Genomic DNA, 23,588 nt, shown 5'->3' on the forward strand with positions numbered 1-23,588 from the left:
TCAGGCCGCGGACAAAAGGACCTGGATGTCCGATGCGATCGTGGCGGCATCGGTTCCGTAGGCGGAAAACAGGCGGACCCGGGCTTCGGTGTCGAAGATGTACTTACCCGCCGAGTGGTCCATGGTGTAGGAGGTCGGGGTCGAACCCGGGACCTTCTTGTAGTAAATCTTGAAGCCAGTTGCGACGTCCTGGAGTTCACCGGGTTCGGGCCGCAGCGCGATGAAACTCGGGTCGAAGTTCGCCATGTACTCCTTGAGCAGCGCCTGTGTGTCCCGCTCGGGATCCACCGTGATGAAGAGTACCTGCAGCCGGTCGCCCTGGGCACCCAGCAAGCGCTTGACCTCTGCCATGGTGGTCATCGAGGTGGGGCAGACGTCCGGACACTGGGTGAAGCCGAAGAAAACGACCGCGATCTTGTCCTTGAAGTCCTTCATCGTCCTCAGGTTGCCGAGGTGATCCTTGAGCCGGAGATCCTGGGCAAAGGATGCGCCGGTCACATCGGTGCTCTTGAACTTGGGAGCTTCTGGTGAACAGGCCATCAACGCAGGGATACCTGCCAAGCAAGCGAGAGACGTCTGAACAAATCGCCGACGGTCGATGGACGAGTCGTCTGAAATGGTTGAAGAGCGCTGTGTCATGTCACTTCCTGGCTTTGGCTACTTCTTCGGCCACGAGCGCCATCAACTGCTGATCGCCAAAAGACGGCAGTCCGCGGCCATTGACGAAGAAGGTGGGCGTCTTGGTCACTTCCAGGGCGGTCAGGTCCTCGATGTCTTGCTTCAGAACCGCGTCGATGGCTGGCGTCTGTGCGTCGGCTTGAGCCTTGGCGATGTCCAGGCCCGCCTCTTGCGCGGCGCGGTATGCCAGATCGAGGTTGGGTTTGCCGTGGTCGGCCCACTGCGGCTGGGCGGCCAGCACCATTTCCAGCACCGGAAGGTATTTGTCCTGTAGTTTGGCGGCTTCCAGCAGCTTGACCACCTGATCAGAACCGGCATGGAAGGGGGCGTACCGGACCACCAGGCGCACATCGTTCGGGTACTGCTTGAGGATGTTCTTGACGATGGGATAGAACGCTCGACAGGTCTCGCACGCGGGGTCAAAGAACTCGACGATGGTGACCGGCGCGTTGCGCGGCCCAAAGACCGGCGAATGGAAGCGGACTAGGCGGTTGTCTGCCTGGCTGCCCGACGGGGTGGCCGGCTGAGCGGTGGATTCCTTGACGACCTGATTGACCTTCTCCGCCTGCGAGTTCTGGACCCGCTTCTGGTAGGCATTCATGCCCAGGACGAAGAACATCAGGACGATGGCGACGAGGGCGGCGACGGTGATTTTTTTGGAATTCATCGGGAGGACTTTCTGAGGTAGACGACGAGAAGGATGACCAGCGCCAGGAACGCGGCCAGCGACAGCCAGGGAATCTGGACACCATTGAGGATTTCGAGCTTCTGGTCCGCGCAAGACACCCCGGCGCTGCATGGCACCCAGGCTTTGGGAATCAGGCCCGCGACCAGCAGGGTGTGGTAGCCGGCCATGGCCAGACCGCCCAATGCCAGGGCCAGGGCATAGATAGCGCCCCGGCGGTCATCGGTGAAACAGGCGATGCCCAGAACGATGGCGATGGGGAACATGAAGATGCGCTGGTACCAGCACAGCACGCAGGGCGTCATACCCATGACTTCACCGATGAACAGCGCGCCCAGGGTGGCGGTGGTCGCCATCAGCCAGGCCATCAGCAGCAGGGTCCAGGGTCGTGTCATGACGGGCACTCCGAGGAGGCGACCGTTGGGCGAAAGGACATCAGAATCCAGGTGCCCGCCGCCAGCACGATAAACACATCGGCCAGGTTGAAGGCCGGCCAATGCAGACCACGCCAGTGCAGGTCGAGGAAATCGGTGACCGCGCCACTGGCGATGCGGTCGATCAGGTTGCCGCTGCCGCCGGCCACCAGCAGCGCACCCGCCACGCGTTCGAGTGGGTCCACCCGGCGCGCCAGACTGACGAATGTGATGGGAACGACCACCGCGAAACCGACGACGATGAAGAACACCCGCTGCCAGCCGCCCGCATCGGCCAGCAGCGAAAACGCTGCACCAGTGTTGAGCACATGAACCAGGTTGAACCAGGTCGTGACCTCGACGGCCGTGCCCAGCGCGATGGTGCTGGCGAACCAGGCTTTGCTCAACTGGTCCAGTGCCAAAAGAAAGGCCACTGCGGTGAGCCAAGCCAGACGAGGACGATCCCGCCAGGGAAATGCAGACATGAAAAACACCCTGAAAGAACGGACATCACCAGCCGCGAGGGCTGGCGCGTTTCACAGGGATCGGAGCGGTGCGGCGCTGGGCGCCGTCAAAAAAACCGAACCCTGGTCAGGCCAGGGTGGGCCACTGCGGCCGTTCGGGCCTCTCGACGAACAGCACCTCGGTCCAGGAGCGCGTCCCGGCTTGCGTCCGAGTGCTGGTGTCGCTCATGGAAAAGGATCTGCTGGTCAGCACGGCTAAGGCTCCAGTGTGGCAACTCCCGCAATGCGGGTGCTGCGCATGGCTTTCACTGGCGTGTTCGTCGGCATCGGCTTGAAACAGCACGTCCGCCGTACTGGCGTGCATCGGTCCACAGGGTTCGTGTACGCAAGGCGCGCCCGTGGCTGCACCGGCCCACTGCAAGGGCAGGCAGAACATCAGCAACAGGGCAAAGAGACAGGCGCGCATCAGCATGGGATTGTAGAGCGAAGGCTGCGATGGATGCACATTGACCGAGGCAACCCGCTGGATGTTCAAGGCGCCGGTGGTCTCTGGTATGCGCGGATGGTGGCCAGCAGTTCTTGCTCCACCGGCATCGGCCGGAACGCGCCGATGTGTGATCGCCCTGTGTTGCCCAGCGGCAGCCGGCCCAGCAGGTGCCCTAGTGGAACCAGCAGCAGCCGCAGCAGTTGACCGTTCACCTCGCCCAGGTTCCGCGTCTGCCAGGCCAGCGCGAGCATGAGCCCATGCGTTCGCACATGCGGGGCCAGACGGGTTTGTCCGAGCACGTGCAGGGCTTCGAGCAGATGCCAGGCCTGGGCCAGATCACTTCGGTCGATCCGGAGGTAAGCCCGGTGTATCCGCGCGAAAGTGTGTGGGTCAAACGCCACCGTTTCTTTGGGTTCAGTGCGCATGGTCGTGGTGTTCATGTCCGTGAGCGTGGGCCGCACCGACTTGTAGATCAGGCCACATAGAGACCAAAGCCCATCATGCTGAAGGCCTTGAGCGCCGCTGCCCGAGCACGCCAAGCCAGCGCCAAAGCCAGTACCGCCAGCGACACGCCATAGTTAAACGCATCGCCGGCGAAGTCGATGGCATCGGCCAGAAGGCACAGCGATCCCGATGAAAAGCCGGCGCCCAGTTCGACCACGAACATAGCGCTAGTGACGATGAGCGCCACCCACAGCATGCGACGGTAGCGCGGCAGGATGTCTATTTGGCTGGGAGCGGGGCAGCTGTGAGCTGACATGGAAACTCCTTCAGAGTGACGCTATTGAAAACCCTGGAGCGGGTCCAGAGTCAAGCCCTCAGTCCTTCCGACGGTAGATACCACATGCGCATCAAGGAACTCGCCATGGCCACAGGCGTTGCCTATCAGCCGAGCTGGCTAGTCAAAACTTTTTTCTAGGCCGGTGCGTGTGGTGCACATCGGGCACATATTTCAGCTCTTTGCGACCGGGTAAGCGTTGAAACACCGGTTTTGGAGGTGCTGCTTACCTAAGAACGGAGGTCTCGGCGGTTTCGATCTGAAACTCGTTGACGTCTACACCAGGGTCACCGCGATTTCCGAATTCGCCCTACCTCGCTCTTTACCAGCTCGTAGAGCTGTTCCGGATCAGTAGAAGGCAGCGGCTTCCCGTTGACGAAGAAGGTCGGTGTGGCTCGCACCCCGATAGCCTTCAGATCCGAGACATCCTGCGACAGCACGGTATCCACCACGCCAGAGGCAATATGCTGACGTGCCTGCGCTACGTCGAGGCCGGCAGACTGCGCAATGGCCCATGCGCGATCAATGGCTTTTGCCCCCTGACCCGTCCACGCCCGTTGCCCATCCAGTAAAGCTTCGAGCATGGGTTCAAATTTCCCCTGCGCACGTGCCGCTTCAAGAAGCCTAACCGCTTCCACTGACGCTTCCCGGTGAAATGGCGTGTACCGAATCACCAGGCGCGTCTCACGTGGGAATGCAGCAAGGATCTGCTTGACTCGGGGATAAAAGGCTTTGCAGGCTTCGCATGCAGGATCAAAGAACTCAACAATAGTGACTGGTGCGTCCGTAGCACCAATGACTGGCGAGTGTGGTCGCACCATTGAACCGGCCTGCTCTGAAGCCTTCAAAGCCGCAGTCTGCAGGGTATGGCGCTGATAAAGAAAAACAGCGGCGGAAAACATTGCCAAGGCGACCAGCGCCGATAGAAAGACGATGTGACGGCGGGTCATGTGAAATCCTCGAAGCGATGAGATTGTTTGGAATCAAACAGCGGCAACCGTAGTTGCCATGCCCTGCACCAGGTAGAAACCTTGCTGTCCGTGGGTGGGAAGAATAGCGCCTGCTGCGCTGAAGTCAGCCAGACCTTCGATCTCCCCAGTGAGTACTGGTTCTCAGGGGCCAGCACCGCCAATCTCCATCGCGAACACACCCGTCATTTCGAACGAATACGTCACAAAGAGCTTGACTCTGTAGTTGGTACAGGGTGTGAAATTCCGGCTTCGAGTAAGGACCCATGGCAAAACACCACCACGAAAATCCGCCGATGTCCAACGCACAACACGATCACGAAACGTGTTGCGGAACCGATCATGCCGCAGTTGCCCGGCCGGAACCCACAGACAGTTCCTCTTGTTGTGCGCCTGCGATCCACGCTGCTCCCGATTCGGGGGGCGTTGAAGTGGTGGCGCCGAACACCTTTCGTATTTCGACGATGGATTGCGCGGTCGAAGAATCGGAAATTCGCCGTGCCGTGGAGCCCATCTCCGGGATTCGCGGTTTGCACTTTCGCCTCCCACAACGGACATTGCGTATCGATGGCACCAATGAGGCTGTCATCACCGCGTTGACCGCCATTCGCCGAGCGGGCTTCGCGCCCGAAGCCGTGACGGCATCAGCAGGTACGGATGCCACAGACCATGCTTCGCACGACCACGCATCGGGCACCGGCACCAGCTACGCACGGTTCGCCGCAGCACTGGTGTTTGCGATGGCTGCAGAAGGCATCTCCTTTTTCGCGCCTGAAACCATGGCCTGGAAAGTGGTGGGCATGGCGGTTGCTGCCCTCGCCATCGGGTTGGCTGGCCTCGAAACCTATGCCAAAGGCCTGACCGCAGTTCGACATGGCAAGCTCAACATCAATGCCCTCATGTCGGTCGCCGTCACGGGCGCATTCGTCATCGGCCAGTGGCCGGAAGCCGCCATGGTGATGGCCCTCTATGCCATCGCTGAGCTCATCGAGGAGCGCGCGATCGATCGCGCCCGAAACGCCATCAAGGGCCTGGTCGATCTCGCGCCCGATGATGCCGAAATCCAGCAGCCTGACGGGAGCTGGCGCCGCATCAAGGCGACCGAGGTGGCGCTCGACGCCATTGCACGGGTCAAACCAGGCGAGCGGGTCGCGTTTGACGGCATCGTCACCAAAGGCAACAGCAGCATCAATCAAGCCCCCGTCACGGGCGAGAGCATTCCTGTTGACAAGGAGCCAGGCAGTTCGATTTTCGCAGGCACGATCAACGAAAACGGTGAACTCGAATTCCGCGTGACCGCGGCGTCGAGCAACTCCACCCTGGCCCGCATCATCCACGCGGTGGAGGAAGCGCAAGGCACCCGGGCGCCTACCCAGCGTTTCGTGGATCGCTTCGCGGCCATTTACACGCCCGCAGTCTTTGTCGTGGCTTTCGCGGTCGCTGTGGTGCCACCGTTGCTACTTGACTGGGCCTGGCTGACGGCGATCTACAAGGCGCTCGTGCTGCTGGTGATTGCATGCCCTTGCGCGTTGGTGATTTCGACCCCCGTCACTGTGGTGAGCGGTCTGGCCGCCGCCGCGCGCCGAGGCATTCTCATCAAGGGAGGCACCTACCTGGAGGATGCCCGCCTCATCAAGGCCTTGGCTGTGGACAAGACCGGAACCCTGACCGAAGGCAAGCCGAAACTGGTGGCGTTCAGGGCGTGGGGGCAAGCCGAAGAGGCCCGGGTGCAGCGTTGGGCGAAAAGCCTCGCCGCTCGTTCCGATCACCCTGTGTCAAAGGCCATTGCGGCGGGGATCGATGGCGCGGCTGGGGACGTTGATCGATTCACCACATTGCTGGGGCGCGGCGTCGAGGGCATGGTCGACGGCAAGGCCATGGTTCTGGGCAACCACCGCCTCATGCGGGAACGCAAGCAGTCCGATGCCCAACTGGATGCCGAATTGATCGCCCATGAAACGCAAGGCCGCACCGTCACCCTTCTGGCGGACGACACCGGAGTCCTGGGCTTGTTCGCGGTGGCCGACACGATCAAGTCCACCTCCGTGGCGGCGGTTGCACATCTCCAGCGACTGGGTGTCACCGCCGTCATGCTCACAGGCGACAACGCGGCCACCGCGCAGGCGGTGGCGCAGGATGCGAACATTGCCGATGCCCGTGGAGACCTCCTGCCCGAGGACAAGCTGACGGCCATCCAAGACATGCGCAAGCGCTACGGCCACACCGCCATGGCGGGTGACGGGATCAACGACGCGCCCGCGCTGGCGCAGGCGGATATCGGCTTCGCGATGGGTGGGGCCGGCACAGACACGGCCATGGAGGCGGCCGACATCGTCATCATGAACGACAACCTGGGCCGTATCGCCGAAACCATTGAGCTGAGTCGCGGGACGCACTCGATTCTGTGGCAGAACATCAGCCTTGCTCTGGCCATAAAGGCTGTTTTCTTCGTGCTGGCCGTGGTGGGCAGCGCAACGATGTGGATGGCGGTTTTCGCGGACATGGGCGCGAGTCTGCTCGTGGTCGGAAACGGCTTGCGCCTTCTTCGCTATGTCAAACCGGGTCAATGCGAATCGGCCGCACTCAATACAGCCCTGAACCTTCGCTAAACATGCTTGTTCCACAAAACGTCTGGCGCCATGTGCGTCACAGAAAGTTCACATGCGAATTTCGAGACACACCGGTGAAAACCCCGACGCCTCTCCCCGAGGTCTGCCCGTGAGCGCCGCCCTGGCCCTGAACGGGGTGGCTTGCGTGCGCGGCGGGCGCACCCTGTTCAGCGGTCTGAACCTGCAGTTGCCCGGTGGCCGGTTGCTGCGCGTGGCCGGGGCCAACGGCGCGGGCAAGACCAGCCTGCTGCGCCTGGTGTGCGGCCTGCTCAGCCCCACCGAGGGTCAGGTGCTCTGGCGCGGCCAGCCGCTGGCGACGCAGCGCGAACAGTGGGGCCGCGATCTGGTGTACGTGGGTCACGCCGCTGCGCTCAAGGACGATTTATCTCCGCTGGACAACCTGCTGACCGCCTGCACACTGGGCGGCCAGCCTGCCGACCAGGTGAGCGCGCTGCAGGCCCTGGCCGATGCGGGCCTGCGCGGCTTCGAGCGCACACCCGCGCGCCGGCTCTCGCAAGGCCAGCACCGCCGCTGTGGGCTGGCGCGTTTGGTGCTGGCGCGGACTGCACCCCTGTGGGTGCTCGATGAGCCCTTCAACGCCCTCGACACCGCTGCCACCACCTGGCTCGAAGGCCTGATCCGCGCGCAGCTGCTGCGCGGTGGATCGGTGGTGCTCACCAGCCACCAGGGCGTGGCGCTCGACGACACGCCGCACCAGGTGTTCAACCTGTGAACACCCACGTGGCCACCCACCCGATCACTTCCGCCGCGCCGCAGGGCTGGCTGGAGGGCTTTTCCTGCGTCTTCCTGCGCGACCTGCGCATCGCCCTGCGCCGGCGCACCGATTCGCTCGCTGCCGTGGTGTTCTTCGTGATGGTGGTGAGCCTCTTTCCGCTCGGTGTGGGGCCCGAGCCCGCGCTGTTGCGCACCATGGCGCCGGGTGTGGTCTGGGTGGCGGCCCTGCTGGCCTGCACGCTGCCGCTGGCGCGTCTGTTTGCCGATGATTTGCAGGATGGCACGCTCGAACAGCTGCTGCTCTCCACCCACCCGCTGCCCCTGCTGGTGCTGGGCAAGATTGCCGCGCACTGGTGCGGCTCGGTGCTGCTGCTGGTGCTGGTGTCGCCGCTGCTGGCACTGCAGTTCGACCTCTCGGCATCCAGCACCGGCGTGCTGCTGCTCACGCTGCTGGTGGGATCACCCGTGCTCAGCTTGGTGGGCGCGATCGGCGCGGCGCTTACGCTGGGCCTGCGCGGTGGCGGGGTGTTGATGTCGCTGCTCACGCTGCCGCTGGTGATTCCGGTGCTGATCTTCGGCTCGGGCGCGGTGGAAGCGCACACCGCCGGGCTGGGTGTGGGCGGCCATTTTTCGCTGCTCGGTGTCTTGCTGCTGCTGAGTCTTTTTGCCGCGCCGCTGGTGACCAGCGCCGCCCTGCGCATCTCGATGGAGTGACCGCATGAGTTCAATCAACTGGTTCCACTACGCGGCGCCGCAACGCTTCTACCCGCTGGCCGGCCGGCTGGTGCCGTGGTTCGGCGCGCTGGCCGTGGTGCTCACCGCCGTGGGCCTCTACCTCGGCCTGTGGGTGGCGCCCACCGACGCGCAGCAGGGCGAGGCTTACCGCATCATCTTCGTGCACGTGCCCACGGCCTGGATGTCGATGGTGGTCTACCTGGCCATGGCAACCTGGGCGGCCATCGGCCTGGTGTTCAACTCGCGCCTCTCGTCCATGATGGCCACGGCGCTGGCACCCACCGGCGCGCTCATGACCTTTCTGGCGCTGTGGACCGGCGCGCTCTGGGGCAAGCCCACCTGGGGCACCTGGTGGGTGTGGGACGCGCGGCTCACCTCCGAGCTGGTGCTGCTCTTTCTCTACATCGGCTTCATGGCGCTGCACAGCGCCATCGACGACACGCGCCGCGCCGACCGCGCCTCCGGCCTGCTGGCAATTGTGGGTGTGGTCAACCTGCCCATCATTTATTTTTCGGTGCAGTGGTGGAACACGCTGCACCAGGGCGCGTCGGTCAGCATCACCAAGGCCCCGAGCATGGCCACGCCCATGCTGCTGGGCATGCTGGTGATGGCGCTGGCCTGCTGGATGTATTGCATCGCGGTGGCGCTGGCCCGTGTGCGCTTGATCATGTTGGAGCGCGAACGCCACGCGCCGTGGGCGCAACAGACACTGGGGAGCCTCACATGAACAGCCTTGATGAGCTGCTGGCTATGGGGGGCTACGGCCTGTATGTGTGGGGGTCGCTCGGCATGTGCGCGGCGGTGGTTGTTGCTGAGCTGATGGTGATCCGCTTTCGCCGCCGCCTGCTGGCGCAGGAAGCGGGCGACGAACGCGCTACCGAGGAGACCACGGCATGAAGCCCCGCAACCGCCGATTTGTGGCTCTCGCTTTGGGTCTGGCCACGCTTGGAGCCGCCACCGCTTTGGTGCTCAACGCCTTCAACAGCAATCTCGTGTTCTTCTTCAGCCCTACGCAGGTGTTGGCCAACGAAGCTCCACGCGAGCGCAACTTTCGCGTGGGTGGTCTGGTGCAGCAGGGCAGCGTGGTGCGCGAGCCGCAGGGGCTGACCATTCGCTTCATGGTGACCGACACGGCCAAGAGCATTCCCGTGACCTACACCGGCCTGCTTCCCGACCTGTTCCAGGAAGGCAAGGGCGTGGTGGCGCAAGGCAAGCTGGGGGCAGACGGTGTGTTCCGCGCCGACCAGGTGCTGGCCAAACACGACGAAAACTACATGGCACCCGAAGCGGCCGATGCCGTGGCGCGCGCGCGCGCCGGACAGACATCCATCGTGATCCCCGAAGGAGCGAAACCATGATTCCCGAACTCGGCCATTTCGCCACCGTACTCGCGCTGCTGATGGCGCTTGTGCAAAGCGTGTTTCCGCTGATGGGCGCGCACCAGGGTCGCAGCAGCTGGATGGCGATGGCTCGTCCGGCTGCACAGGCGCAGTTCGGGTTGTTGCTGGTGGCCTTTGGTTGTCTGGTGCATGCCTTCGTCACCAGTGATTTTTCCGTGTTGCTGGCGGCGCAGAACTCGCATACCAGCGCGCCACTGATCTACCGCGTCACCGCCGTGTGGGGCAACCACGAGGGCTCAATCCTGTTGTGGACGCTGATCCTGGCGGGCTGGACGATGGCGGTGGCGCAGTTCTCGAAGCAACTGGACGACGCAATGCTTGCGCGTGTGCTCGGCGTCATGGGGCTGATCAGCGTGGGCTTCCTGCTGTTCACGCTGCTCACCTCTAACCCCTTCGAGCGCCTGTACCCGGTGCCGCTGGACGGGCGCGATCTCAACCCCCTGCTGCAAGACCTGGGCATGGCGATCCACCCGCCCATGCTCTACATGGGCTATGTAGGGTTTGTTGTGGCCTTCGCGTTTGCCGTGTCGGCCCTGCTGGCTGGGCGCGTGGACGCGGCCTGGGCGCACTGGTCACGCCCCTGGACCACCATGGCTTGGTGTTTCCTCACTCTGGGCATTGCGCTGGGCAGCTTCTGGGCTTACTACGAGCTGGGCTGGGGCGGCTGGTGGTTCTGGGACCCAGTGGAAAACGCATCCTTCATGCCCTGGCTGGTGGGCACGGCGCTGATCCATTCGCTATCGGTGACTGAGAAGCGCGGTGGCTTCAAGTTGTGGACCGCACTCTTGGCCATTCTCGCGTTTTCACTCTCGCTGCTGGGCACCTTCATCGTGCGCTCGGGTGTGTTGAGCTCGGTGCACGCCTTCGCCACCGACCCGGCTCGCGGCGTGTTCATTCTGGTGTTTTTCACGCTGGCGGTGGGTGGCTCGCTCACGCTGTTCGCTTGGCGAGGCCCCAAGGTGGGCGGTGGGGGTGCTTTCGAACTGCTCTCGCGCGAAAGCCTGCTGCTGGCCAACAACATTCTGCTGGTGGTGGCCGCGGCCGCCGTGCTGTTGGGCACGCTGTACCCGCTGGTGATTGACGCACTTGGCATGGGCAAGCTCTCGGTCGGCCCGCCGTACTTCAACGCGGTGTTCGTGCCGCTCATTGCCCCGGCCCTGTTCCTCATGGGCGTGGGGCCGCTGGCGCGCTGGCGGCAGGCCTCGCTGGGCGATCTCGCGCACCAGCTGCGTTGGGCCGCAGGTGTGAGCGTGGCCAGCGCGGTGATCGCGCCGCTGGTGCTGCAGCGCTGGACGCCGCTCACCGGCCTGGGTCTGCTGCTCGCGGTGTGGGTCGCGAGCACGGCGGTGCTCAACCTGGTGCAGCGCCTGCGCTCGCACCCGGCTTCCGCCTGGGTCGCGTTTCGCGCCCAGCCGGGGAGCTACTTCGGCATGTTGCTTGCTCACTTCGGCGTTGCTGTGTTCATCGCCGGTGTCACGGTGGTCAGCAGCTTTCAGACCGAAAACGACGTGCGCATGGAGGTGGGCCAGACCGCCGATGTTGGCGGCCACAGCATCCGGCTCGACAAGATGGAGATGGTGCAAGGGCCCAACTACACCTCGGCCCGCGCCACGCTCACCGTGAGTCAGGGTGGCGAGATGGTGGCGGTGATGCACCCCGAGCGCCGCATCTACACCGTAAGCCGCATGCCCATGACCGAGGTGGCCATCGACAGGGGTGTGATGCGTGACGTATACGTGGCCCTCGGTGAACCGGTGAGCGAAACCGCGTGGAGCGTGCGCCTGCACCACAAGCCCATGGTCAATTGGATATGGGGCGGTTGTTTGCTGATGGCGCTGGGGGGACTGATGGCCGTGATGGACCGGCGCTACCGCGTGCGCAAGGCGGCTGCCGTGACACCGGCCGCGCCGCTCTCTGACAATATGGGCGCGGCGGGGCCAGTGATGACTGTCCGGAGCGCGCGCCCATGAAACGTTATTTGTGGCCACTGGCCATCTTTGTGGTGATGCTGGGTTTTCTTGGCATGGGGCTGCAGCTCAACCCGCGCGACGTGCCGTCGCCACTGATCGACAAACCGGCGCCATCCTTTCGCCTGCCCACACTGGCTGCGCCCGATACGGTGTTCAGCCCCGAGGACCTGCGCGGCCAGGTGTGGCTGCTCAATGTGTGGGCCTCGTGGTGCGTGGCCTGTCAGCTGGAACACCCGGTGCTCATGGACCTGGCGAAAACCAGTACCGTGCCGCTGATCGGCCTGAACTACAAGGACCAACGCCTCCTGGCGCTGAGCTGGCTGGGCAAACACGGCAACCCATACAAAACCACGCTGTTCGACGCGGACGGCCGTGTCGGTCTGGACTTCGGTGTGTACGGTGTGCCCGAGACCTATGTGATCGACAAGCAGGGCATGATCCGCCTGAAGTTCACCGGCCCGGTCACGCCTGAGGTGGTGCGCGAGAAGCTGCTGCCGCTGATAAACGAACTCGGTGCCTGAACCCATGCGTTTGATGTTGATCGCAGTGATGTTGAGCTGGCTCCTGGGGCCTGGCAGCGTGGTCGCACAATCTTCGCCGGAGTCGAAGGCCACGCCCTTGTCGGCCGATCCGGAGCTGGACGCGCGCGTGCTCAAGATCGCCGAAGAGCTGCGCTGCCTGGTGTGCCAGAACGAAACCGTCGCTGCCTCGCAGGCCGACCTGGCCAAGGACCTGCGCCAGCAGATCCGCGAGCAGCTCACGCAGGGCCGCACACAGTCCCAGATTCTGGAATTCATGTCACAGCGCTACGGCGATTTCGTTCTCTATCGTCCGCCGCTCAAGTTCAGCACCGTGCTGTTGTGGGTCGGGCCGTTCGTGTTGTTGCTGGTGGCCACTGGAGTGCTGTTGATGAATATCCGGCGGCGCGATCCGTTGACCGAGGCCGCGCCGCTGAGCACGGCGGAACTGCGGCGCGCCCAGCGCTTGCTTGACGAAGCTGGAGGCGCTCCATGATCGTGTTCTACGCCCTTGCGTTGGCGATGCTGGCGCTGGCTGTGTGGCCTCTGGTAGCGGTGGTGTGGCGTCCGTCTTCAACGCCCGACCGCCAGCCCGTATCAAACACCAACATCGCTCTGCTGCGCGAGCAGCGCGCCCAGCTCGATACCGAATTGGCTGAAGGAAAAATCTCGCTCACCGAGCACACCCAAGCGCAGACCGAACTGGCGCGGCGGGTGCTGCAGGAGTCTGCCTCGACCCAGCGCATTGAACCAACATCGCCTCGCAGTGCCACTGCGCTCGCACTGCTGGTGGCCGTGCCCGCGCTGGCCGTCGGCCTGTACCTGTATCTGGGCGAACCCGATGTGGTGCGCTATGAGGCCGAGCTGGCCAAGGCACAAGGCGAGGTGTCGAGCAAGGACCTGGACGCCATGGTCCGCCAGGTGGCTCAGAAACTCCAGAGTCATCCACCGGGGCAGACGGCGGATGCGCCCGCGTGGGCCATGCTGGCGCGTGCTCACGCCAGCCGTCAACGTTTCGCCGATGCCGACCAGGCCTACCAACGCGCGCTCGAACTCACTCCCGACAACCCCGACCTGCTCGCTGACCGGGCCGATCTGCTGTCGTCGTTGCAAGGGCAGAGCGCAAGCGGTGAGTCCATGCGACTCGTCAATCGAGCCCTGGTGATCGACCCTGGCCACCCCAAGGCGCTCGCGCTGGCTGGCAGCGCAGCCTACAGCCGGCAGGAATTCAAGCTGGCCGAGTCTTTCTGGCAGCGTGCGCGCGAGCGGGCCGAGCCAGGAAGCCCGTTTGCCCAGGGGCTGGACAGCAGCCTGGTGGCTGCGCGCGCCGGCATCGCATCACAACAGGGGGGAGGGGAGCGCCTGGCGGAGCAAACCGCACCAGCGGCCAAGACGCCCATCACGGATACGGTCGATCATCCTGGCTTGAGCGGTCAGATCAGCCTGTCGCCCGAACTGCGTTCAAAACTGGCACCGGGCGACACCTTGTTTGTGTTCGCGCGTGCTGTGCAAGGACCGCGCATGCCACTGGCCGTGATGCGTGTGCCGGCCACGGCTGGCCCGGTGGCCTTTGCGCTGGACGACAGCCAAGCCATGACGCCCGAGCACCGCATTTCTCTGCACGAGCAGGTGGTGGTAGAGGCGCGCATCAGCCGCACCGCTCAGGCACTGCCGCAAAGTGGTGACCTGCAGGGGAGCAGTGGACCAGTGGCCAGCAACAGCGCCCAGTTGCAGATCAACATCAACACAGTGGTGCCCTGAGCCAGTCCGGTTCAAGCGCGCAAATTGAACCCTTCAGCGATCAGGCGCACCATGGTGGCGGGCTGTTCTTTGTTCGCGAGATGCCCCAGGCCATGGAGCTGAAGGTAGTGTGCCCCGAGCTTGGACTCGGGCGCCAGTGGGTGTGGGCGTGGTCCAAGCGAGTTTTGTTGCTGGTCCGTTTGCCCGAAGGACCGATCAGCCGACCCAACCAACGAAGAAGAACAACTGTCGCCCTTTCTCATTGATCCAATACCGGCGCTTCGACATTGGAACTCCTACAAGTACAGAGTGAGGGTATCGAAAACCCTGGAGCGGCTCCAGAGTCAAGTCTTCACCTCAAACGACCTGAAAGACCTCATGCGCATCAAGGAACTGGCACAGGCCACTGGCGTGGATGTTGAAACCATCCGCTACTACGAGAAGCAAAGCCTGCTGCCAGCACCGGCGCGGCAGGACAACGGCTACCGCGACTACACCGATGCTCACCTGGAACAACTGGCCTTCATCCGGCACTGCCGAGCGCTGGAGATGCCGCTGGCCGACATCCGCCGACTGCTGAGTGCGCTGGATGCACCGGGCGAGCCGCACCCGGACGTGGATCACCTGGTGCAGGAACAGATCGAGCGGGTGCGTGCAAGGCTCAAGAGCATGCGCGCGCTGGAGAAGCAGTTGTTGCTGCTCAAGGCCAGTTGCGGGCGTTGTGACGATGACGGAGCCGATTGCGGCATCCTCAAGGAGTTGGTGGCCGCCGCACATGGTGAAGCCTGCGCCTGCCACTCGGTGAAGCCGTCCTGATGCATCAGGACCGTCCCCTTGGCTGCGGTCAACGGGCCGGCTGGAACATGATGATGCCCATGCCAACCAGGCCCATGGCCATGCCCGCCATGTCCCACACGGTGGGCCGAACCTGATCGACAGCCCAAAGCCACAACAGAGCCACAGTGATGTAGACGCCGCCGTAGGCGGCATACACGCGACCGGCCGCCGTGTCGTGCAAGGTCAGGAGCCAGGCGAACAAGGCCAGGCTCAGGAAGCCGGGCACCAACAGCCACATGGACCGGCCTTGTTTGAGCCACAGGTAGGGCAGATAGCAGCCGATGATTTCTGCCAACGCAGTGGCGACGAAAAGCAGCAGGGTTTTCATGACGGCATTGTGCTGGCCGGTGAATAACCCAGAAAGACGTGCTGCTTGACTTTTGCTGGTGGTGCGTCACGGCGTGCCGCCGTCGGGCTCTGCGGGCTGTGCCCGCGCCCCATGCCGGGTCACGGCCATTCGGCTTCGATCCCTGCGCCTTCGGCCGTTGGCATCCGGCCAGCGCGCTGCGCTTGCTTGTCTCACGCCTGCTGTTGTGGTGGGGCTTGCTTGCTGTTCCCTCCATCCTTGCACACCGTTCTCGCCGTCAAGGTCTGCGCGCCCTGTGGGCGCTAGCGGCCATTCGGCCGTCTTCGAACCTGTGACCGCTGCGCTGCGGCGTGCCGGTTCCGGTCTCGGGCAATCCCGCCCGATCACTGGAGTAGGTCATGGACGACAAGTCATATGTTTCGCTGGAGCAGCAGTTTTGTCTGGTGTGCGGCAACGCTTTTGACACGGGCAACATCCTGCTGGACCGGCGTTTGCGCGCGAGCATGGCGCACCACACGACGACGGGCTGGGGTCTGTGTCCCGAGTACCAGCGTTTGTTCTCGGAGGGCTTCGTGGCCCTGGTCGAATGCGATCCGCAGCGCAGCGGTTCGCCATCGGGTTCAGGCCTGATGAAGCCTGATCAGGCGTACCGCACCGGGCGGCTGGCGCATCTGAAGCGGGATGCATTCGCCCGGGTGTTCAACGTCCCGGTCGCGGCCGAGCAGCCTTGTGTCTTCGTCGAGCCCGGCGTGATCGAACAACTGAAGGCGATGGTGCCGGCCACCGATTGACGTCGCTCTGAGGCCTTGATGCGCCGCCCCGTGGATCGCGGGAGCGGCGCTTTGTTTTGCTGCACCGGGCTGTTGGGATGAACCCTCGGCCGAATGGGTCGAACGTGTTCTCTCCGGCGGTGCTGCGCGGGCTTCGCACCGCCTGCGCGCCAGCTTCGCCGGCTTGCCTGGCCTTTGCGGGCGCTCCTCCCGTCAAGGGCCGCTGGCGGCGCCCGTGTCCTCGGCTGCGCCTGCGGGCCGCGCCAGCGCCTTCGCTTCCTCCCTTGACGGCGCACCCGCGCCGGCCCCAGTGGCCGTCCATGGCCGCGAAGGGCTTCGCGGCCCCTGCGGAGCCCAACACCCAAGGAGAGCGCCCATGCACAACACCGACTGACTTCCCATCCGCGTTTCGATGTCTTCCATTGTTTGAACAAGGTCCCCGTGTGGGACAGGAGATTTCACATGAACACCGTTACCCAATCCGAAACCCTGGCCTTGAGTGCCGTGGCCGCTGCGGCAGTCCTCCGCACTGCGGCCATTGCCGGTGAATCCGTCACCGTGCCGGAAATCGCACCCTACGAACTGCATCTGATCCCGTTGTCGCGGCTGCGGCCCTCCAACCGCAACGTGCGCCAGAGCGGCGGCACGGCCATTCCCGAACTCGCTGCGTCCATCGCACGCGTGGGTCTGCTGCAGAACCTGACCGTCGTCACCACGCCCGATGGACAGTGGTTCGAGGTGGTGGCCGGGCGTCGGCGACTGGCCGCCTTGAAGCTGCTGGTCAAGCGCCACAAGCTCGCCAAGGACCACCCGGTGCCTTGTCTGCTGGTGCCCGACACCTCGGCCCGCACCGTGAGCCTGAGCGAGAACGTGCAGCGGGAGGCCATGACCCCGGTGGATGAACTGTTCGCCTGGAAGGCACTGGTGGCCGAAGGCCGGTCGCTGGAGGACATCGCGGCCGACTTCGGCGTCACGCCGCTGGTGGTCAAGCGGCGGCTGCGGCTGGCGAACGTCGCGCCCCGGCTGCTGGTGGACTATCAGCAGGGAGCGGTCACGCTGGAGCAGTTGATGGCCCTGGCGATCACGGACGACCACGCGGCGCAGGAGTCGGCTTTCTATGAAGTGCCACAGTGGCAGCGCAGTCCGGAATCCCTGCGGGACCACTTGACCCGCGACGAGGTGGATGCCAGTCGCGACGCGCTGGCTCGATTCGTGGGGGTGGAGGCCTACGAAGCGGCAGGCGGTGACATCCGGCGCGACCTGTTCGCGGACGAGCAGAAGGGCGTATTCCTCACCGATACCGGTTTGCTGGAGAGGCTGGCACGCGACCGGCTGACCGATGCAGCCGAATCGGTGCGGGCCGAAGGCTGGGGCTGGGTGGACATCACGCCGCGTGTGTCGTCGGCCGATCTGCACACCTTCCAGCGGGCGCGGCGTTCGCGCCGGGAACCCACCAAGGCCGAGGCCAAACGCATCGAGAAACTGGAGGCCGAGCAGGCGCTGCTTCAAGACAAGCTCGACGACGAGGACGACGACCTGAGCGACGACGGTGCGCAGGCTCTGCACGAAGAACTGGACCGGCTGGGCGAGCAACTGGACGCCATCGAACAGACCCTGGTGGTGTACGAGCCCGGCGTCGTGTCCATGGCCGGCGCGGTGGTGTCGGTGGACCCCATGGGGCTGTGGTGGTGCATCGCGGGCTGTTGCGCGTTGAACAGGTCAAGGCACTGCGGGCGCAGGAGCGGCCAACGCCGGACGCACACGCAGGAGGCGAAGGAGGGCCAACAGATGCACCCGCCACCCGGGGCGGTCTGTCGGAGAAACTGGTGCGCCGCTTGAGCGCGCACCGCACCGCCGCCCTGCAAGCCGAGGTGGCCCGCCATCCGCGCATCGCGCTGGTGGCTCTGGTGCACCAGTTGGCGCAGCGGGTGATCCTGGGTGGCTACGGTGCATCGCCGGTCAACATCAGCGCCACACCGCAGGACCGGCTGGAGCAGCATGCGCCAGACGTTGCAGAGGCCCCGGCTTCGCAGGGCCTGCGTGCCGTGCGCGAGGCCTGGGCAGCGCGGTTGCCGGAAGACCCGAAGGCCCTGTTTGCCGAATTCCTGGCAATGGAGCAGGAAGAACTGCTGTCGCTGCTGGCCCTGTGCGTGGGCCTGACGGTATCGGCCATCGCTCACCGCGAAGACGAAGCCCCCGCCGCGCTGCTGGCGCAGGCGGTGGGGCTGGACATGCATGGTTGGTGGGCTCCAACCGCAGCGGGCTACTTCGACCACGTGTCCAAGGCCAAGGCATTGGAGGCGGTGCAGGTCTTCGCGCCGGGCGAGGTGCAACGACTGGCAAAACTCAAGAAGGCCCAGATCGCCGCCGAGGCCGGGCGGCTGGCCGCTGGCTCGGGCTGGCTGCCGCAAATGCTGACCGAGCCAGTGCAGGTTGAGGAAGGGCAGGGTGAGCAAGAGCCGGAAGAAACTCAGGCCGCTTGACGCTGCGACAAGTTCCGAAACGCCTCTTCACATCCCGGCTTCGGCCGGGATTTTTTGTGCGTCTCCGGCGCAGCCGGACCGCGCTCTGGTGCTGCGCATCGAGCCACCAGGCCACGCGTGACCCGGTGTCTCGACCCTGTCGGGCGCCGATCGCTGACGCCTCCGGCCGTTGGCATGCCCCCGGCCTGCGCGCTGCGCTTGCCTGTTTCACTCGGACATGTGTGGTGGGGCTGGCTTGCTGTTCCCTTCATCCTTGCACACCGTTCTCGCCGTCAAGGTCTGCGCGCCCTGCGGGCGCTGGCGGCCATTCGGCCGTCTTCGAACCTGTGACCGCTGCGCTGCGGCGTGCCGGTTCCGGTCTCGGGCAATCCCGCCCGATCACCGGAGTTGGTCATGCAGCACGATCTGTTCTCTTCCCTCGATTCCCTCCTGTCGGTGCCCGCAGGGGCGGGAGGCTTTCTCATCCGCGACCTGGCGGGCCAGTACCGGCCAGCCGAGGCCGACGAGGTGCTGCTGGCGGCACAGAGGCTGCTGGCTGCACAGGTGCGCGGTAGCGATCTGATGGACTCGCCCGCGGTGGTGAAGGACTTCCTGCGCGCCAGACTCGGCAACCTGCCGCACGAGGTGTTTGCCGTGGTGCACCTGGACTCGCAGAACCGAGTGCTGGACTACGTCGAGATGTTCCGCGGCACGGTCAGTCAGACATCGGTGTACCCGCGCGAGGTGGTGCGTGACGCACTGATGCGCAACAGCAGCGCTCTGGTCCTGGTGCACAACCATCCCAGCGGCGAGGCCCGTCCGTCGCGCGCTGACGAACATCTGACGCAGACCATCAAGGCCGCAGCGGCGTTGGTCGATGTGCGGGTGCTCGATCACTTCATCGTCGCCGGCAACGTGATCTGCTCGATGGCAGAAATCGGTCTTGCGTAACCCCTGGGGCCTTCGGCCCCAATTTTCTTGTTGCTGACCAGCGCGCTTCGCGCGAGCGCAGGGGAGGGCGGAGCATGGCCGGTGTTCACCGGCAGCACATTGGGCAGCGGCCCTGTCCCGTGCCTGGGGATCGCGGTCTTGTTTCCTTCCCGCTACGCGGGAACGCGCCCGCTGGACGAACTGACGCACGGTCCTCTCCCGCCGCTGCGCTGTGGTTCTGTCCCGCCCGCCAGATCGTCCCCCGCTCACCCGCCATGCCCGAAGCCGGGCCGCCGGGAATACCGGAGACAGCGAACCCCTGAGGTGATCGCACCGGCTCGAACGCCGCGCCAGTCGCTGCGCTTGGTGTCACGCCGCCCGCAGAGCCGCCGCTGCTCACGTCATCCGGTCGCCTGCGCTTTGCTGGTCGCCCGAAGAGGCTCGGGCAGCGCGTGCGCCAATGGGCCCACCGTCATCCCCCCACGGCGCCCCCATCCACAGGTGAGGGGGACTTGTGGGGGGATCTTTCAGCGGTGGGCCAGGTGACTGGCTCACTGTTTCGTGCTGCAAGGTTTCCCCATCCCCCACCCCTTCCCGAGGGAAGGGGCCTTGCCCACCCCCCGCCCGCCCGTGGGCGGGAGCGAGGGAGTCCGAGCGAGAGGATCAGCTTTGAGGAACCCGGATCGGGGTCCGGCTGGTCGCTCTTGCAAGGAGTTTCACCATGGCCAATGTTCTGATCATTCAGCACCACGCGCACCTGGCCGGTGCCGTCAAGCTCGAATTCGTCAACGGGCGCGAAGGCAAGCTCGCCAAAGCAAGCCTGATCGCCATCAGCAACCAGCATCGCGGCAGCGGCGAAGACCGCGAGGAGCGTGCGGTGTCGATCCGCTGGACCCTCTGGGGCAAGCTGGCTGAACACGCCGCCGAGTACCTGGGCAAGGGCTCGCACGTGAACGTGATCGGGCGCTTGCACAACACCCAGTACCAGGACGGCGAAGGCCGCGAGGTCCACGGCATGGAGTTCACCGTCGAAGACATCGATTACCTCGACAGCAAGGCCGAGAGCGAAGCCCGCCGCAGCCGCCACACCAATGACTCCCAGGGCTGCCAGCCGGCCACCGCCTGAAGCCCCACACCGGGCGGTTCGGCCGCCCGGTCTCCCTCATCCCGTTTCTCCCCTATTCACTGATCCAGGAGCGTCACCATGATCTCGTCCGCCCATTCCCCCCGTCTGGCTGCCCGCTTTGGCCAGAGCACCTTTGTCATCCGCAGCGAGACCCCACTGGCCGAAGACCAAATGCGCCGGGCCGCGCCGTCCATCTTTGCCGAAGGCAAACACGGCAGCCGTTCCGAGCGCTACACCTACATCCCCACCATCGACGTGCTGCGCGGCCTGCGCCACGAAGGCTTCGAACCCTTCATGGTGGCCCAGAGCAAAAGCCGCATCGAAGGCAAGACCGAATTCACCAAACACATGATCCGCATGCGCCACCTGGGTCAGGTCAACACCCGGCCCGAGGCCAACGAGATCATCCTGATCAACAGCCACGACGGCGCCAGCAGTTATCAAATGCTTGCTGGTCAGTTCAGGTTCGTCTGTTGCAACGGTCTGGTGGTCGGTGATGTGGCCAACGACATCCGCATCCCGCACAAGGGCAACATCCGCGACGAAGTGATCGAAGGCGCGTTCCGGGTGCTGGAGGACTTCGAGGTTGTGGAAGCGTCCACAGACAGCATGAAGGCCCTGCCGCTGCAGCGTGAGGAGCAGCAGGCCTTTGCCACCGCCGCCCTTGCGCTGCGCTACGGTGAACGGGGGGAGGGCGAACCACCCGCACCGGTGACCGCCGAGCAATTGATTGAAGCCCGACGGCCCGAGGACTGCGGCAACAGCCTGTGGACCACGTTCCAGCGGGTGCAGGAGAACGCCTTGAAGGGTGGCCAGCCGGGCAGGGGCGCCAAGGGCCGGCGCCTGCACACCCGCCCGGTGGCCAGCATCGACCGCAGCGTGAGCCTGAACCGCGCGCTGTGGGTGCTGGCCGAAGAGATGCGCAAGCTCAAGGTTTGATGAGGTCCGGCGCTGGATTCAACCCCGAATCCAGCGCTGGCCATGCGGTGCTCCGCGCCCATCATCGGGCAGTGCGTGCGCGTGAAATTCCAGAACGCGCTCGCCGGCCGGCGCCGGCTCGCGCGATCCCGGCCGCTGGCGCATCGAGCGCGGCGCCCGGGAAACGTCCTCCGCCTCGACCTCCCTTGTCGGTCGCGCTGGAGGAAACCCCATGAAGACCCTTGTGCTCGCCAACCAGAAGGGTGGCGTCGGCAAATCCGCCGTCGCCACCTTGCTGGCCTACTACTTCCGCAAACTCGGCTGCCGCGTGCTGGCCATCGACCTGGACCACCAGGGCAACTTCTCCGACCCGCTGCGCAAGTCCCAGCGCGCGGTCGTGGCCGAAGTCCCGGCCAGCGCCTTGCTCACGCAGACGAGCCCGGTCATCCCGCCCGCGGACTTCGTCCTCGTCGCCGCCGACCAAGGTCTCTCCGGGCTGGAGCGCCAGCCCAGCCTGCACAACGACTTCGCGAACAATCTGAGGGCGTTCCTGAAGTCGATGGATGACCGGTTCGATGTCTGCCTCATCGACACCAACCCCAACCCGGACATCCGCATGATCGCGGGGCTGGTCTCGGCCGACTGCGTGCTCTCCCCGATCCAGCTCAACCAGGAAGCCCTGGACGGCGTGCACGCCCTGCTCAACCACCCTCGGGTGGGGGTGCGCAAGATCAAGACCATGCTCAACCCGAAGCTGCACCTGATCGGTTTGTTGCCGGTCATGGTGGAGGCTAACCCCTTCCAGCGGGAGAACTTCCTGCAGCTGGTGCAGAAGTTCCACCCCATCCTAATTCCCTACGGCACCAAGCCAGGGCAGTACGCCTCCATGCCGCGCCGCTCGGCCGTGGCCGAAGCGCAGGCCGAAGGGCTGGTGCTGTGGGAGATGAAGAAGACCGCCGCGCGAGACGCCTGGCGCGAGATCGAAGTGGCCATGGTCGTGGTCGCCAAAGCCGTGCTGGATGGAGCGCCGACACAGACATCCCCCATCACCCCCATCAACGGAGCGGACCATGGCCCTGTCGCTGGATAGTCTGGACCTGCTGCCGCCGACCGGGGGCGAGAGCGGTACCCCTTTGCAGATTCCGGTGGACACCATCGACGAAGACCCGGACCAGCCCCGGCAGGAGTTCGACGAGCAGAGCCTGGACGAGTTGGCTGAGACCATTCGCGAGCGAGGTGTGCGCCAGCCGGTCTCGGTCCGCACGCATCCCACCATGCCGGGCCGCTGGATGCTCAACTTCGGCGCCCGGCGCCTGCGGGCCTGCCAGCGGGTCGGGCTGTCCGAGATCCCCGCCTTCGTGGACCAGACCGCCAGCAGCGTGGACCAGTTCATCGAAAACGAACAGCGCAAGGGACTGACACCGCTGGAGATCGCGCTGTTCGTGCAACGGGCGCTGAACCAGGGGCAGACGCAGGCCGACATCGCGCGCGCCATCGGCAAGAGCCGGCAGTACGTGACGCTGGCGACGGCGTTGATCGATCCGCCGGACTGGTTGATGGCCGCGTACCGGGAGGGGCGTTGTCGAGGGCTGACCGAGCTGCATGAACTGCGCAAGCTGGCCGGGGAACATCCGCAGTACGTCGAGGCCTGGGTATCGGATCGCCAGGCCATCACGCGCGACATGGTCCTGTCACTTCGGTCCGACCTGGCAGAGGGTTCGGGCAGTGTGAGGCGCGGCACTTCGGCATTGATCGAGTCCGTGGAGGCCAGCCTGGTGAAGGGCGCCGATCAAGGCGTTCTTGTGAAGATCCGTCCAACAACAGGCGCCAGCGCCGAGACCAGGCCTCGTGTGCCCCTGCAAGCCTCATTGCGATTGCTGGCGAGCTTGGATGGTGTCGAGGTGGTGCTCAACGCCCTGCAGGCCCCAGCGCAGGCAGGGCAGGTCTATGTGGTGCCTGTGAAGGGTGGCCAGCTGCAAGCGGTGCAAGCCAGCCGCCTGACCTTGATTGGTTGGTCCGGGTTGTGAGTTGTCAAGCAGCTTGACAACTCATCGGGCG

At 64.8% G+C, this 23,588-nt stretch carries 27 protein-coding genes and 1 pseudogene; 19 read left to right on the forward strand and 9 right to left on the reverse strand.

All coding sequences use genetic code 11. The annotated features are described in order from the left end of the window. The 8 genes and pseudogenes from K5880_RS02650 to K5880_RS02685 all read right to left on the reverse strand — a co-directional run bounded on the left by K5880_RS02650 (position 1) and on the right by K5880_RS02685 (position 4,455). Positions 1-540: an SCO family protein gene (locus tag K5880_RS02650; RefSeq protein ID WP_143434178.1), complete on the reverse strand. Its 540-nt coding sequence runs from the start codon at positions 538-540 to the stop codon at positions 1-3. 100 nt (positions 541-640) lie between these two features. Next, positions 641-1,345 carry a thioredoxin domain-containing protein gene (locus K5880_RS02655; protein ID WP_297648343.1) on the reverse strand — a complete coding sequence of 235 codons (705 nt, stop codon included), beginning with the start codon at positions 1,343-1,345 and terminating at the stop codon, positions 641-643. Continuing rightward, a complete protein-coding gene (locus K5880_RS02660; protein ID WP_297648346.1) occupies positions 1,342-1,758 on the reverse strand; it encodes a disulfide bond formation protein B in 417 nt (138 codons plus the stop codon). The genes K5880_RS02655 and K5880_RS02660 overlap by 4 nt, the downstream gene beginning before the upstream one ends. Beyond that, a complete protein-coding gene (gene lspA, locus K5880_RS02665) occupies positions 1,755-2,261 on the reverse strand; it encodes a signal peptidase II (protein ID WP_297648349.1) in 507 nt (168 codons plus the stop codon). The genes K5880_RS02660 and lspA overlap by 4 nt, the downstream gene beginning before the upstream one ends. A gap of 106 nt (positions 2,262-2,367) precedes the next feature. After that, positions 2,368-2,775: a hypothetical protein gene (locus K5880_RS02670; RefSeq protein WP_297648352.1), complete on the reverse strand. Its 408-nt coding sequence runs from the start codon at positions 2,773-2,775 to the stop codon at positions 2,368-2,370. Next, entirely contained in the window at positions 2,772-3,167 is a 396-nt protein-coding gene (locus K5880_RS02675) for a DUF3703 domain-containing protein (protein ID WP_297648354.1), read from the reverse strand. Before K5880_RS02675 ends, K5880_RS02670 begins: the two co-directional genes overlap by 4 nt. Before the next feature lie 38 nt (positions 3,168-3,205). Beyond that, positions 3,206-3,487, reverse strand: a pseudogene (locus K5880_RS02680) (cation transporter); the annotation flags it as partial. A gap of 305 nt (positions 3,488-3,792) precedes the next feature. Beyond that, on the reverse strand, positions 3,793-4,455 hold the full coding sequence (locus tag K5880_RS02685; RefSeq protein ID WP_297648357.1) for a thioredoxin domain-containing protein: 663 nt from the start codon (positions 4,453-4,455) through the stop codon (positions 3,793-3,795). A gap of 482 nt (positions 4,456-4,937) precedes the next feature. Between K5880_RS02685 and K5880_RS02690 the strand changes: the two genes are divergently transcribed. The 11 genes from K5880_RS02690 to K5880_RS02740 all read left to right on the forward strand — a co-directional run bounded on the left by K5880_RS02690 (position 4,938) and on the right by K5880_RS02740 (position 14,996). Further along, positions 4,938-7,082 carry a heavy metal translocating P-type ATPase gene (locus K5880_RS02690; protein ID WP_297648509.1) on the forward strand — a complete coding sequence of 715 codons (2,145 nt, stop codon included), beginning with the start codon at positions 4,938-4,940 and terminating at the stop codon, positions 7,080-7,082. Positions 7,083-7,134: 52 nt separating this feature from the next. Then, entirely contained in the window at positions 7,135-7,815 is a 681-nt protein-coding gene (gene ccmA, locus K5880_RS02695; protein WP_297648360.1) for a cytochrome c biogenesis heme-transporting ATPase CcmA, read from the forward strand. 50 nt (positions 7,816-7,865) lie between these two features. Then, entirely contained in the window at positions 7,866-8,531 is a 666-nt protein-coding gene (gene ccmB, locus K5880_RS02700) for a heme exporter protein CcmB (protein ID WP_297648512.1), read from the forward strand. Positions 8,532-8,535: 4 nt separating this feature from the next. Further along, positions 8,536-9,279 (forward strand): heme ABC transporter permease CcmC, encoded by a 744-nt coding sequence (gene ccmC / locus K5880_RS02705; protein ID WP_297648363.1) that lies wholly within the window; start codon positions 8,536-8,538, stop codon positions 9,277-9,279. Next, positions 9,276-9,449, forward strand: a complete 174-nt coding sequence (gene ccmD / locus K5880_RS02710; RefSeq protein ID WP_297648364.1) for a heme exporter protein CcmD — start codon at positions 9,276-9,278, stop codon at positions 9,447-9,449. Before ccmC ends, ccmD begins: the two co-directional genes overlap by 4 nt. Beyond that, complete coding sequence (gene ccmE, locus K5880_RS02715) at positions 9,446-9,910, forward strand: cytochrome c maturation protein CcmE (protein WP_066159794.1); 465 nt, start codon at positions 9,446-9,448, stop codon at positions 9,908-9,910. Before ccmD ends, ccmE begins: the two co-directional genes overlap by 4 nt. After that, on the forward strand, positions 9,907-11,922 hold the full coding sequence (locus K5880_RS02720; protein ID WP_297648367.1) for a heme lyase CcmF/NrfE family subunit: 2,016 nt from the start codon (positions 9,907-9,909) through the stop codon (positions 11,920-11,922). Before ccmE ends, K5880_RS02720 begins: the two co-directional genes overlap by 4 nt. Continuing rightward, positions 11,919-12,443, forward strand: coding sequence for a DsbE family thiol:disulfide interchange protein (locus K5880_RS02725; protein ID WP_297648369.1), 525 nt, complete (start codon positions 11,919-11,921; stop codon positions 12,441-12,443). The genes K5880_RS02720 and K5880_RS02725 overlap by 4 nt, the downstream gene beginning before the upstream one ends. Before the next feature lie 28 nt (positions 12,444-12,471). Then, positions 12,472-12,936, forward strand: coding sequence for a cytochrome c-type biogenesis protein (locus K5880_RS02730; RefSeq protein ID WP_297648371.1), 465 nt, complete (start codon positions 12,472-12,474; stop codon positions 12,934-12,936). After that, a complete protein-coding gene (gene ccmI, locus K5880_RS02735; protein WP_297648372.1) occupies positions 12,933-14,201 on the forward strand; it encodes a c-type cytochrome biogenesis protein CcmI in 1,269 nt (422 codons plus the stop codon). The genes K5880_RS02730 and ccmI overlap by 4 nt, the downstream gene beginning before the upstream one ends. A 357-nt stretch (positions 14,202-14,558) precedes the next feature. Then, complete coding sequence (locus tag K5880_RS02740; RefSeq protein WP_297648374.1) at positions 14,559-14,996, forward strand: Cd(II)/Pb(II)-responsive transcriptional regulator; 438 nt, start codon at positions 14,559-14,561, stop codon at positions 14,994-14,996. A gap of 28 nt (positions 14,997-15,024) precedes the next feature. On the opposite strand, the gene K5880_RS02745 is transcribed toward K5880_RS02740, so the two are convergent. After that, entirely contained in the window at positions 15,025-15,345 is a 321-nt protein-coding gene (locus K5880_RS02745; protein WP_297648376.1) for a YnfA family protein, read from the reverse strand. A gap of 377 nt (positions 15,346-15,722) precedes the next feature. Here K5880_RS02745 and K5880_RS02750 point away from each other — a divergent pair, with 377 nt between their 5' ends. The 8 genes from K5880_RS02750 (at position 15,723) to K5880_RS02785 (ending at position 23,557) form a co-directional block, all read left to right on the forward strand. Then, complete coding sequence (locus tag K5880_RS02750; protein WP_297648378.1) at positions 15,723-16,115, forward strand: ATPase; 393 nt, start codon at positions 15,723-15,725, stop codon at positions 16,113-16,115. Between the two features lie 441 nt (positions 16,116-16,556). Further along, a complete protein-coding gene (locus K5880_RS02755) occupies positions 16,557-17,933 on the forward strand; it encodes a ParB/RepB/Spo0J family partition protein (RefSeq protein ID WP_297648380.1) in 1,377 nt (458 codons plus the stop codon). Continuing rightward, positions 17,930-18,577: a hypothetical protein gene (locus K5880_RS02760; RefSeq protein ID WP_297648382.1), complete on the forward strand. Its 648-nt coding sequence runs from the start codon at positions 17,930-17,932 to the stop codon at positions 18,575-18,577. The genes K5880_RS02755 and K5880_RS02760 overlap by 4 nt, the downstream gene beginning before the upstream one ends. A 393-nt stretch (positions 18,578-18,970) precedes the next feature. After that, a complete protein-coding gene (gene radC, locus K5880_RS02765; RefSeq protein ID WP_297648384.1) occupies positions 18,971-19,507 on the forward strand; it encodes a DNA repair protein RadC in 537 nt (178 codons plus the stop codon). Between the two features lie 700 nt (positions 19,508-20,207). Next, positions 20,208-20,612: a single-stranded DNA-binding protein gene (locus K5880_RS02770; protein WP_297648386.1), complete on the forward strand. Its 405-nt coding sequence runs from the start codon at positions 20,208-20,210 to the stop codon at positions 20,610-20,612. A gap of 78 nt (positions 20,613-20,690) precedes the next feature. Continuing rightward, a complete protein-coding gene (locus K5880_RS02775; protein ID WP_297648388.1) occupies positions 20,691-21,551 on the forward strand; it encodes a DUF932 domain-containing protein in 861 nt (286 codons plus the stop codon). 211 nt (positions 21,552-21,762) lie between these two features. Continuing rightward, on the forward strand, positions 21,763-22,620 hold the full coding sequence (locus K5880_RS02780) for a ParA family protein (RefSeq protein WP_297648390.1): 858 nt from the start codon (positions 21,763-21,765) through the stop codon (positions 22,618-22,620). Next, entirely contained in the window at positions 22,601-23,557 is a 957-nt protein-coding gene (locus K5880_RS02785) for a ParB/RepB/Spo0J family partition protein (RefSeq protein WP_297648392.1), read from the forward strand. Before K5880_RS02780 ends, K5880_RS02785 begins: the two co-directional genes overlap by 20 nt. Positions 23,558-23,588: the final 31 nt, after the last annotated feature.

Source organism: Hydrogenophaga sp., assembly GCF_025699295.1.
Taxonomy (GTDB): Bacteria; Pseudomonadota; Gammaproteobacteria; order Burkholderiales; family Burkholderiaceae_C; genus Hydrogenophaga.